Source organism: Achromobacter sp. GbtcB20, from assembly GCF_019091095.1.
In the GTDB taxonomy this organism is placed as follows: domain Bacteria; phylum Pseudomonadota; class Gammaproteobacteria; order Burkholderiales; family Burkholderiaceae_B; genus Achromobacter; species Achromobacter mucicolens.
In genome coordinates, this window is sequence record NZ_JAGXJZ010000030.1 from 26,925 (window position 1) to 38,100 (window position 11,176).

Below are 11,176 nucleotides of genomic sequence, written 5' to 3' on the forward strand. Positions count from 1 at the left end.
CTTACTTGGCCGCGGGCGTGGTGCCGGCCGGCGCGCCCGCGCCGAGCGACTTGTCGCGGGCCGCGGGAATGACTTCGGCGCCGCCCACGATTTCCACCTTGGCGCCGGCGCGCAGGCGGTCCGTGCCTTCGGTGACGACCCGATCCCCGGGCTTGAGACCTTCATTGACGGCGACCATGCCGGCGTTGATGGCGCCCAGCTTCACCGGGCGCACCGCGATCGTGTTGTCGTCCTGCACCAGGAAGACAAACGCGCCGGCCGAGCCCTGCTGGACCGCGGCCGTCGGAATGGCCGTCACGTCCTTGCGGGTCAGCACGTGCAGCCGCACGTTGACGAACTGGTTGGGGAAAAGCGCATCGTCGGTGTTGTCGAAGCGGGCCTTGAGCTTGAGCGTGCCGGTTGCCACGTCGATCTGGTTGTCCAGCGTCTCGAGCGTGCCCGAGGCGATGCGGCGGGTGTCGGCGCGGTCATAGGCGTCGACGGTCAGCGTCTTGCCGGCCGCCAACTCGGCGCGCACTTCCGGCAGCTGCGTTTCGGGCAGGGTGAAGACGACGGAGATGGGCTGGGTCTGGGTGATGACGACCAGCCCGTTGGTGTCGGAGCTGGACACCAGATTGCCGCGGTCGACCTGACGCAGGCCCAGGCGGCCGCTGATCGGCGCGGTGATGCGGGCGTAATCCAGTTGCAGCTTGGCATTGTCGACATTGGCCTGGTCGCTCTTGACCGTGCCTTCGTACTGGCGCACCAGCGCGGCCTGCGTGTCGACCTGCTGGCGGGCGATGGAGTCCTGCTTGAAAAGGGCCTGGTAGCGTTGCAGGTCGCGGCGGGCGTTTTCCAGCTGCGCGAGGTTCTGCATCTGCGTGCCGCGCGCCTGGTCAAGCGCCACCTGGAAGGCGCGCGGGTCCACCTGGGCGAGCAGGTCTCCGGCCTTGACCTGCTGGCCCTCCTGGAACGCGACGTCCACAAGTTCGCCACTGACGCGGCTTCGGACGGTGACGGTGTTGTAGGCGGTGACGGTGCCCAGCGAGCGCAGGAAGATGTCGATGTCCTGCTGCGCGGCGGTGGCGATACGGACCGGGACGGGCATGTTGGCCATGGCGGCCGCGGGCGGCCTGCCGCCTGTCCGCCCCCCCGGGCCTGCCTGCTTGGCCGACGGCCGCAGCACCACCCAGGCAATCGCCGCGACGGCAAGCAGCAGCAAAACCAGACCGACGACGCGGCGGCGGCTCCAGCGGGAGGGTGGGGATACGGGACGGCTATCGGACATGGACTCGGTTCCGGCACACTCGGAAGGAAAGCCGTATTGTCTACTAGACCGTCCCGGTTTCGGCCCTGGTCGCCGTCACCCTGAAACTACCCGCAACAGGAATCCGGGCCACGAAACCGTACGTAACTTGCGCCTAGGAACTGCACAAAGTCATCTGGAATGCCACGTCGCGGGCCACCTGCTGAGGTTTAAATTCCCCGTCCTGCGTGGAAAAACGTATCCAGATCATGTACTTATTGGCGCTGATCTCGGGAAAGACGCCCTGGGCGGGATCCACCCAGACGCGCAGAAGCTGGAACTGCTTGCCGCCCAGCATCTGCTGATAGGCGCCCTGCTCGGCCACGATGTCGGTCTTGCGGCCGGACTCGCGCAACAGGCGCAGCGCCAGCGTCAGACCGTCGTAGAGGGGAATGAAGGGCGAAACCCAGGCCTGCAGGTCTGCGCAGCGGGCGGCTTCGGGCTTGTTCTGCCAGGCATAGTAGGACGGCATGTCGACCTGCGTGGCGCTGCCGGGCATCGACAAGCGGCCGCGCAGGCTGGTCAGCCATTCGTTCTCGCGCAGCGACTGGCCGGTCTTGCCGGGTGCAGCCAGCGCGCTGGCCACCTTTTCCATTTCGCGCAGCATGCTTTCCAGCGCGTCCTGCGCAACGCCAGGATGGTCGCGCAGTCCGACCAGCGCCAGGCGCTGGCGTTCAAGGTCCTGGAGGATCGCCCCCTTCACGTCGGTGCGTTCGCAAGCATCGAGCAGATCGAACAATGACGTGACGGCAACCTGATGCTGGCGTGAGTCGCCCTCGCGAGCAAAGAAGAAGAGCCTGTCGAACAGGTATTCCAGCCGCAGATAAGCACGGATGCGCTCATTGAAGGGGTATTCGTAAACGATCACGCTTTTTTACAGGCCCTATCAGTGGTTGGCCGGCGGGCCAAGAATTTTCAGGGGTGCCGGCAGCCGCTGGCTTACCGGCCCGTGGTGGTCGCCAGCGCCAGCCAGCGGTCATGCAGGGTCAACGCCCGCGCGCGCAATTGATCCGGCGTGGTCGTTGCGTCGTTGAGTATGACGTCGTCCGCGACCTCCAACCGGCGTGCCCGCGCAGCCTGTGCCGCCATGATACGCCGGATGTCCTGCTCCGTCAGCCCGCTGCGCTGCTGCACGCGGGCCACCTGCGTCTCGGGGTCGCAGTCCACCACGCAGATACGATCCACGCGATCGCGCCAACGGTCCAGGGACTCGACCAATAGGGGCACCACAAAGACCAGATACGATCCTTTAGCGGTCGCCGCCTGACGTTCCGTTTCGCGGCCGATGACCGGATGCAGCACGGCCTCAAGCCGCAGGCGGACCTGCGGATCGGCGAATGCCTGCGCGCGCATCCATGCGCGGTCCAGCGCGCCGTCGGGCGTCACGGCCTCGCGGCCGAATTCGCGTTCGATCGCCGGCATGGCGGCGCCGCCCGCGGCGGTCAGCGCGCGCGCGATCTCGTCGGTGTCGACGAGGGCCGCGCCCCACTCGGCCAGCATGTCCGCCACGCGGGACTTGCCCGAACCGATGCCGCCCGTCAGACCAATCTTGAACATGCGCCTTTCCTCATGTGCTCATGAATTGCAATACGCCATGCTCGCCGCCCAACAGCAGCATGACCAGCCCGGCCAGCGCCAGATAGGGTCCGAAGGGCAAGGGCTGGCCGCGCCGGGCGCGGCCGGTCAGCGTCAATGCGCCGCCAATCAGCACGCCCACCAGCGATGCGCTCAAAAGCAGCATCGGCAGGGCTTCGATGCCGAACCACGCGCCCAGCGCGGCCAGCAGCTTGAAGTCGCCCTGCCCCATGCCTTCGCGCCCGGTCAGCAAGCGGAACACATGAAAGATAACCCACAGGAACAGATATCCCGCCACGGCGCCGACCACTGCCATCTGCACGCTGGCGAACGCATCGAAGAGGTTCACCAGCAGACCCGCCCACACCAGCGGCTGGGTCAGCACATCGGGCAGCAGCGTCGTTTCGAAATCGATCCAGGCCAGCGCCACCAGCGTGGCCGACAGGCCCATGGCGGCAAGCGCGATCGGCGTCGCGCCAAAGCGCAGCGCGCAGCCGGCAAAGAGCGCGCAGGTCAGCAGTTCGATGACGGGATAGCGCCAGCCGATGGGCGCATGGCAGGCAGCGCACCGGCCGCGCAGCAATAGCCAGCCGAGCAGGGGAATCCGCGCCATGCGGTCCAGCGGCGCCTCGCAGGCGGGGCAATGCGAAGCCGGCGACCACAGGCCATAGTGGCCGGGCGGCCGCGGCTTGCCGGCCGCGTCCATGCACTGCGCCTGCCACTCGCGCTCCATCATGCGCGGCAGCCGATGGGTCAGCACCGTCAGCCAGTTGCCCACGAACAAGCCGGCCAGCGCCGCCGCACCAATGAAAACGCCCAGGGGCAGATCAAGGATTCGCCACATCGCCGTCACCGCCCCGCGTGGCCCGGACACGGCTGCCCATCCGACAGGCCGGCGATGGCGCATGGGATGAGGGGCCGCGCGCGGCCATGTCGTAATTTGTGCATAAAGTGCGGCAGATGCCCGGGAACGGCTAAGGGGAACGTATCGAATCTTCGCATAAGTGCGTAAAATCGGAGACAGACTCAATTCACGGATAAGCTGCCATGGCCGCGCGCGTCGATATCGTTTCCCGCTCCCCCAAACTCGGCGTCATGGGGCTGCTGTTAGCGGGCGCCGTGATAGGCGCTACCGGCTGCGCCAAGCAGAAGGCCGAAGGCTACTACGACCTGCCGGCGGAAAGCACCGTGACCGACGCGCAGTACCAGGGCTCGGGCGCGGGCTACCGCAACATCATCCGCGCGCCGTCGCAAGTGCAGATCGAGCTCAAGCCCGACGCGCGCCGCCAGCAGAACCAGAACCAGCAGGCCGTTGCCGCGGGCCAGACCACCGAAGACGGCCAGCCCGTGCCCGAAGGCGCCGAAGGCGGCTCGGGCGAATCGGGCAAATCGGCGCCTGCCCCCGCCGCGGCGCCAGCCGCCGCGCCCAGCGGCATCACCCACAGCCTGGTGCCGCAGCCTCAGACCTACATGGGCACGCTGCCGTGTTTCTCGCCCGCCATGCAATGCACGGCCCAGCGCGTGACGCTGACGCTGGCCCCCAATGGCCGCTGGCGCGGCCGCACCGCCTACCTGGACAACGATCCCAAGAAGGGTCCGCCCGTGTCCGAACAAGGTTGCTGGGACGCCACCGACGAACGTCCGCCGCGTGTCATCCTGATGGACGGCCAGGGCAACGTCCGGGTGGAATTCCTGGTCGCGGCCAACAACGTGCTGCGCGTGCGCTCGATTGGCGGCCAGACGCCCAACCTGAACTACAACCTGACCCGCCAGCCGGATCTGGACCCCATCGACGAGCTGGCAAACGCCGCCGCCCCCAAGTGCCCCTGATCGCAAGGCTGTCCGCCCGCGGCGACTGAACGTCGCCGGAGACTAGGCCGCCGCACCCCTTCCCGGGCCTGACGAACACCCTGTTCGTCAGGCCCGAATTCATTGGGCGACGGCATTGGGGCGGCGCGGCAAGCACGCCGACCACGACAGGCGCGACGGGCGCGACGGGCGCGACAGCGACAGGCCCGACAGGCGCGGCAAGCGTGGCGGTAACGTCAGGGAGGCACGGGTTTTGATGGGCAAGCGCCGTAGGCGCCGGCGGGTTCGTGCAGCACCTGGGTCGGCGCGCTGGCACCGCCCGGAGGCGGCATCGGGCTGGGGCGCCACTGCGCGCCCGGGACGGGCGAGGCGCCTGACTGCCCGTGCGCACACAACCGGCACGCAAGCTGCATGGCGTTGCGGGCGCCGAGTTTGGCGAAGATGCGGGCGCGATGGGCCTCGACCGTGCGCAGGGAGATGCCCAGGTCGATGGCGATGACCTTATTGGCCCGCCCGGCCGCCACGTAATCGACGATCTGGCGTTCGCGGGCGGTCAGGGAGGACAGGACGGCGTCGAGTTCGGGGTGAGGAAAAGACATGGGGCAGCTCGCTTGCAATGTAGGATTGCAAACAGTCTGCCCCGGTGTCACAGCCGGCGTAAGCTGACAATTCTGATAGGGGGTGACCAAAACACCCCGCATCATGCGCCCGCGGCTAGCCCGCCTTCCGCCTGCCTCAGGCGGTGTAGTCCAGTTCCAGGTTGTCGATCAGCCGCGTGGCGCCCAGCTTGGCGGCAGCCAGCACCACGACGGGTTCGCCGGCTTGCAGGTCCGCAGCCTCGGGGCGCTTCAGATCGCGCTGGCGGCGCAGGGCCACGTAATCGACCTTCCAGCCGCGCTGCGTCAGACGCTGGACGGCGTCGTTTTCCAGGGCGGCGGCGTCGCGCTCACCCCGGGCCAGTCGTCGGCCGATCTCTTGCAGTTCGGCGTACAGCGCCGGCGCTTCGGCACGTTCGGCCTCGCTCAGGTAGCGGTTGCGCGAGGACAACGCCAGCCCGTCGTCCGCGCGCACGGTTTCATGCGCCAGCACCTCGACGGGCAACTGGAACTGGCGGCACATGTTGCGCACCACCATCAGCTGCTGGTAGTCCTTCTTGCCGAACACGGCCACACGCGGCTGCACGCACGAGAACAGCTTGAGCACGACCGTGCTGACGCCGGCGAAAAAGCCCGGACGGAACTCGCCTTCCAGGATGTCGCCCAGGTCGTCGGGCGGCTGGATGCGGAAATTCTGGGGTTCAGGGTACATCTCGCGCTCGTTCGGTGCGAACAGCACGTAGACGTCGCGCGCCGCTTCAAGCTTTTCGATGTCGGCGGCCAGGGTGCGCGGATACTGATCGAAGTCCTCGTTCGGGCCGAATTGCAGGCGGTTCACGAAGATGCTGGCCACGACGGGATCACCGTGCTGGCGCGCCAGCTTCATGAGCGCGAGGTGGCCTTCGTGCAGGTTGCCCATGGTGGGCACGAACGACACGCGGTTCTGTCCGCGCAGGTGATCGCGCAATTCCTGGATGGTGTGTACGACTTTCAAGGGAAATCTCCGGGGGAGTGGCGCCCGGTCAGGATCAGGCCGCGACCGCTGCCACGCTGGTGTACGCCAGGCGCACGTAGATGGGAGCATAAGGCTCCGCCTGCGTGATCTCCAGCAGCGATTCGCGCGCCAGCTCGAGCATGGCGATGAAATGCACGACAACGACCGCGGCGGGCGCCCCCTCGCGGACGCGCTCCATGAACAGGTCGCCGAATTCCATGAAACGCACGTCGTTCAGGCGGCGCAGGATGTGCGTCATGTGATCGCGCACCGACAGCTGCTCGCGCGTGATGTGGTGGTGCTGGTTCAGCTTGGCCCGCTTCATGATGTCGGCCCACGCCGCGCGCAGGTCGTCCACACTGACATCCGGCAGCGCGCGCTCGACGCTCAGGTCGGCCACGGCCTGGCTGCTGACGAAATCGCGGCCCAGCTGCGGCAGCTTGTCCAGCTTCTGGGCGGCCAGCTTCATCTGCTCGTACTCGAGCAGGCGGCGCACCAGTTCGGCGCGCGGATCCTCGGGCTCTTCGCCGGTGTCGGTCTTTTTGACCGGCAGCAGCATGCGCGACTTGATCTCGATGAGCATGGCCGCCATCAAGAGATATTCGGCGGCCAGTTCGAGGTTGGTGATGCGGATCTGATCCACGTACGACAGGTACTGCCGCGTGACATCCGCCATGGGGATGTCCAGAACGTTGAAGTTCTGCTTGCGGATCAGGTAAAGCAACAGGTCCAGCGGCCCTTCGAAGGCTTCGAGAAAGACTTCCAGCGCATCGGGCGGAATGTACAGATCCGTCGGCATCTGGAACAGCGGCTCGCCGTACAGACGCGCAAACGCCACGCTATCGATGGTGTCGGGCGTGCTGTCGACGGACGGTTCCACTAGCTTGGCCAGGGCGTCGCCCGGCACCGAGGGGTTCTGGACCATGTGTGCCGCAAAGGTATCAGTCGGCCTGATACACGTACGGCTTTTGCGCCACGCGGGCCGCGCGGAAGCCTTCGAGCAGTTCCTGGTCCTGCTGCTTGTCCCAGAGACGGGCGCGTCCCTCGCGCTGGCGCTCTTCTGTGCCAGGGTGGGATTTCTTGTAGTCCTTCAGGAACTGGGTGATCTCGGATTCGTAGTTGGTCGCCATGGCACCAATTTCATTAGGTTGCAGATGTCGCGAGTTTACTTCACGGCGGCCGGATCCCCGGCGTTACAATCGTCAGGCTCTCATTGCAGCCTTCCGACATGTCCGCAGAATCCGCAGCCGCAGCCAATCCCGCTCCGCCCTCAACCCCGGACGCGGTGCGCGCGGCGCGCATGATCCCCTTCATCGTGGGGTGCGCGCTCTTCATGCAGATGCTGGACGCCACGGTCGTGGCGACCGCCCTGCCCGCCATGGCCCGGGCCCTGGGGTCCACCCCCGTGCGGCTCAACGTGGCCATCACCTCCTACCTGCTGGCCGTCGCCGTCTTCGTGCCCATCAGCGGCTGGGCGGCCGACCGCTACGGCGCCCGGCGCGTCTTCATCACCGCGATTGGCCTGTTCACGCTCAGTTCCGTCGCCTGCGCCCTGTCGCAGGATCTGCAACAGCTCGTGCTGGCGCGGATCGTGCAGGGCATGGCGGGCGCCATGATGGTGCCCGTGGGGCGGATCATCCTTTTGCGCACCGTGCCCAAGCAGGATCTGCTCAAGGCCATGTCCTTCCTGTCCATTCCGGCCCTGCTGGGACCGGTGATCGGACCGCCGCTGGGCGGCTTCATGGTCACGTACATGTCGTGGCACTGGATCTTCCTGATCAACATCCCGATCGGCATCCTGGGCATCTTCCTGGTCCTGCGCTTTGTCGCGGAAATCCGCGAAACCGGCACGCCCCGCCTGGACTGGATCGGCTTCCTGCTCAGCTCGGTGTGCCTGGCCACCCTGGTCACCGGCTTCGAGGCCATCGGCCGCGACGTCATGCCGCTGCCCATCCTGCTCAGCCTCATCGGCGTGGGCATCGTCTGCGGGCTGCTGTACGGCGTGCACGCGCGGCGCACCGAACATCCCATCATCGACCTGTCCCTGATGCGGATTCCCACCTTTGCCATCTCCACGCTGGGCGGCAACCTGTGCCGGTTCGCCGTCGGCGCCACGCCCTTCCTCCTGGCCATGCTGCTGCAGGTGGGCTTTGGGCTGTCACCGTTCTCGGCCGGCCTCATCACCTTCGCCAGCGCCGCCGGCGCGCTGCTGATGAAATTTGTCGCCACGCCCATCGTGCAGCGCTTCGGCTTTCGCCGCGTGCTGACCCTGAACGCCATCCTGACCGGCGGCTTCATCATCGTCTGCGGCGCCTTCAACCCGGCCACGCCCGTCTGGCTGATGATCGCCATCCTGCTGGTGGGCGGCTTCTTCCGGTCGTTGCAGTTCACCGGGGTAAATACGCTAACCTATGCCGACATCCCGCCCTCCAAGATGAGCCGCGCCAGCAGCTTCTCGGCCATGGCGCAGCAACTGGGCATCACGCTGGGCGTCGGGGTGGCCGCGGTCACGCTGAACATCAGCATGTCGCTGCGCGGCGCCGAAACGCTGGCCATCAGCGACGTGGTCGCCGGCTTCGTCGTCATCGGCCTGCTGTGCATGGCATCGACCTTCTCCTTTAGACGCCTCGACCCGCTGGCCGGGGCACACCTGAACGGCGCGAAAAACAGTGACGACGAATGAATTTGTCCTAGCCCTGGACCAGGGCACGACCAGCTCCCGAGCCATCGTCTTTGACCGCGAAGGCGTCGTGCGCGGCGTTGGCCAACGCGAATTCCGCCAGCACTATCCGCGTCCGGGCTGGGTCGAGCACGATGCCAACGAGATCTGGCACAGCCAGCTCGACGTCGCCCGCGAAGCCCTGCGCAACGCCGGCGCGGCCGCCGCCGACATCGCCGCCATCGGCATCACCAACCAGCGCGAAACCACCCTCATCTGGGAACGCGCCACCGGCCGTCCGCTTGCCCGCGCCATCGTCTGGCAAGACCGCCGCACCGCGCCCCTGTGCGACAAGCTCCGCCAGGACGGCCATGGCGACTTCCTGCAGGCGCGCACCGGCCTGGTCGTCGACGCCTACTTCTCCGGCACCAAGCTCGCCTGGCTACTGGACCACGTGCCCGGCGCGCGCAGCATGGCCGAACGCGGCGAACTGGCCTTCGGCACCGTCGACACCTGGCTCATCTGGCAACTGACCGGCGGCGCCGTCCACAGCACAGACCCCAGCAACGCCTCGCGCACCATGCTGTTCGACCTGCACACGCAGGACTGGAACGATGACATCCTGGCGCTGCTCAACATCCCGCGCAGCGTGCTGCCCCAGATCGCGCCCAGCAGCGCCATCGTCGGCGACGCCCTGCCCGAATGGCTGGGCGGCTCCGTGCCCATCGCCGGCGTCGCCGGCGACCAGCAGGCCGCCACCTTCGGCCAGGCCTGCTTCACGCCCGGCATGGCCAAGAACACCTACGGCACCGGCTGCTTCATGCTCATGAACGTCGGCGACAAACCCGTCGAATCGCGCAACAACCTCTTGTCCACCGTCGGCTGGGGCCTGCCCCAACCCGGCCACGACAAATGGAAGCCCGCCTACATGCTGGAAGGCGGCGTCTTCGTCGCCGGCGCAGCCGTCCAATGGCTGCGCGACGGCCTGGGCATCATCCAGCGCTCCGAAGACATCGAATCCCTGGCCGCCAGCGTCTCCGACACCGACGACGTCTTCATGGTCCCCGCCTTCGCCGGCCTGGGCGCCCCCCACTGGGACCCCTACGCCCGCGGCACCCTCGTCGGCCTGACCCGCGGCACCACCCGCGCCCACATCGCCCGCGCCACGCTGGAATCCATCGCCCTGCAAAGCGCGGAACTGCTCACCTGCATGAACGCCGACAGCGGCATCGCCCTGACGGAACTGCGCGTAGACGGCGGCGCTGCACGCAATGACTTGCTGATGCAGATGCAGGCTGACATTCTGGGCGTTCCGGTTGTGCGTCCGCGCGTTCCAGAGTCCACTGCGTTGGGCGCGGCAGGCCTGGCGGGCTTGGCTGTTGGTTTCTGGTCCAGCCAGGATGAATTTGCATCGAAGTGGCAGGCCGAACGCACGTTCAACCCGACCTGGCCGGAATCTGTCCGGCAAGCGCGGATGAAGCGGTGGCGGCAGGCCGTGGAATTGTCGAAAGGCTGGTCGGCTGGGGCGGGGAAGTAAGGCTCTCGAGCAGGATTGAGCAAGGGCACCGCGCCGGATGGCAACGGCGGGGCAACGATGACACCTCCACCTGCCCGCGCAGATCAATTCGATCGTTCCGAGCAACTCGCAAGAACAGGTCAGTTTTCTTCATTATTAAAACTCTTCTGATTTACGAGGAACATCGGCGGCTTTTAAAAACGGTAGTGCCAACTGGCACCAACGACGACCATCGCGGTCTGTCGCTACCGGAAGCTCGCCATGCCCACCCAATCCGATCTGCGCTTCACCTTTACCGTCGGCGACAAATCGTTTGAGGTCGTCGAATTCACGTTGCAAGAAGGGTTGTCCGAAACCTTTCTGCTCCACGTAGACCTGGCCAGCGCCCAATCGGCCATCGACTTCGGCGCGGTGCTGGACCGCGCCGCGCTGCTCACGATCTGGCATGGCGACAAGCCTGTCCGGTACGTGCACGGCGCGGTGTCTTCATTCGTCCAGGGCGACATGGCGACAAGCCTGTCCGGTACGTGCACGGCGCGGTGTCTTCATTCGTCCAGGGCGAAACAGGCTTTCGGCGCACCCGCTATTCGGCTGTCGTGGAGCCCCGTCTGGCGCGCCTCGCGCTCAGTTCTGACTGGCGGATCTTCCAGGCGCTGACCGTTCCGCAGATCGCCGAGGCCGTGCTCAAGGCGCATGGCATCACTCAGGCCTACGAGCAGCGCAGCACCACCGAGCACCAGTC

11 protein-coding genes and 2 pseudogenes are annotated in these 11,176 nt (G+C 66.7%); 5 read left to right on the top strand and 8 right to left on the bottom strand.

The features are described 5' to 3' along the window. Position 1: 1 nt before the first annotated feature. The 4 genes and pseudogenes from KVT32_RS25520 to KVT32_RS25535 form a co-directional block, all read right to left on the bottom strand. The gene (locus KVT32_RS25520) at positions 2-1,267 is read right to left on the bottom strand and encodes an MdtA/MuxA family multidrug efflux RND transporter periplasmic adaptor subunit (RefSeq protein WP_142051432.1); all 1,266 of its coding nucleotides are present in this window, start codon (positions 1,265-1,267) and stop codon (positions 2-4) included. A gap of 133 nt (positions 1,268-1,400) precedes the next feature. Next, on the bottom strand, positions 1,401-2,153 hold the full coding sequence (gene zapD / locus KVT32_RS25525) for a cell division protein ZapD (RefSeq protein WP_128829849.1): 753 nt from the start codon (positions 2,151-2,153) through the stop codon (positions 1,401-1,403). Between the two features lie 46 nt (positions 2,154-2,199). Continuing rightward, positions 2,200-2,842 (bottom strand): annotated as a pseudogene (coaE, locus tag KVT32_RS25530) (dephospho-CoA kinase); the annotation flags it as partial. A gap of 10 nt (positions 2,843-2,852) precedes the next feature. Beyond that, positions 2,853-3,704, bottom strand: a complete 852-nt coding sequence (locus KVT32_RS25535) for an A24 family peptidase (protein ID WP_217619018.1) — start codon at positions 3,702-3,704, stop codon at positions 2,853-2,855. A gap of 203 nt (positions 3,705-3,907) precedes the next feature. Here KVT32_RS25535 and KVT32_RS25540 point away from each other — a divergent pair, with 203 nt between their 5' ends. Beyond that, on the top strand, positions 3,908-4,690 hold the full coding sequence (locus tag KVT32_RS25540; RefSeq protein ID WP_152383295.1) for a copper resistance protein NlpE N-terminal domain-containing protein: 783 nt from the start codon (positions 3,908-3,910) through the stop codon (positions 4,688-4,690). Between the two features lie 215 nt (positions 4,691-4,905). On the opposite strand, the gene KVT32_RS32515 is transcribed toward KVT32_RS25540, so the two are convergent. The 4 genes from KVT32_RS32515 to KVT32_RS25560 form a co-directional block, all read right to left on the bottom strand. Then, positions 4,906-5,268, bottom strand: coding sequence for a response regulator transcription factor (locus KVT32_RS32515; protein WP_152383294.1), 363 nt, complete (start codon positions 5,266-5,268; stop codon positions 4,906-4,908). Positions 5,269-5,404: 136 nt separating this feature from the next. Further along, positions 5,405-6,259, bottom strand: a complete 855-nt coding sequence (panC, locus tag KVT32_RS25550; RefSeq protein ID WP_056327503.1) for a pantoate--beta-alanine ligase — start codon at positions 6,257-6,259, stop codon at positions 5,405-5,407. Positions 6,260-6,293: 34 nt separating this feature from the next. Continuing rightward, complete coding sequence (locus KVT32_RS25555; RefSeq protein WP_056327505.1) at positions 6,294-7,184, bottom strand: ScpA family protein; 891 nt, start codon at positions 7,182-7,184, stop codon at positions 6,294-6,296. Between the two features lie 16 nt (positions 7,185-7,200). Beyond that, positions 7,201-7,389, bottom strand: a complete 189-nt coding sequence (locus KVT32_RS25560) for a DUF3460 family protein (protein ID WP_056327507.1) — start codon at positions 7,387-7,389, stop codon at positions 7,201-7,203. Between the two features lie 98 nt (positions 7,390-7,487). Here KVT32_RS25560 and KVT32_RS25565 point away from each other — a divergent pair, with 98 nt between their 5' ends. From KVT32_RS25565 to KVT32_RS32205, 4 genes and pseudogenes are all read left to right on the top strand, one after another. Further along, complete coding sequence (locus KVT32_RS25565) at positions 7,488-8,942, top strand: DHA2 family efflux MFS transporter permease subunit (RefSeq protein WP_175157453.1); 1,455 nt, start codon at positions 7,488-7,490, stop codon at positions 8,940-8,942. Continuing rightward, on the top strand, positions 8,929-10,455 hold the full coding sequence (gene glpK / locus KVT32_RS25570; RefSeq protein ID WP_217619019.1) for a glycerol kinase GlpK: 1,527 nt from the start codon (positions 8,929-8,931) through the stop codon (positions 10,453-10,455). Before KVT32_RS25565 ends, glpK begins: the two co-directional genes overlap by 14 nt. Before the next feature lie 240 nt (positions 10,456-10,695). Beyond that, a pseudogene (locus KVT32_RS32200) lies at positions 10,696-10,830 on the top strand (hypothetical protein); the annotation flags it as partial. 143 nt (positions 10,831-10,973) lie between these two features. After that, positions 10,974-11,176, top strand: a 203-nt coding sequence (locus KVT32_RS32205) for a contractile injection system protein, VgrG/Pvc8 family (protein ID WP_371825616.1), incomplete at its 3' end; no start/stop codon positions are given.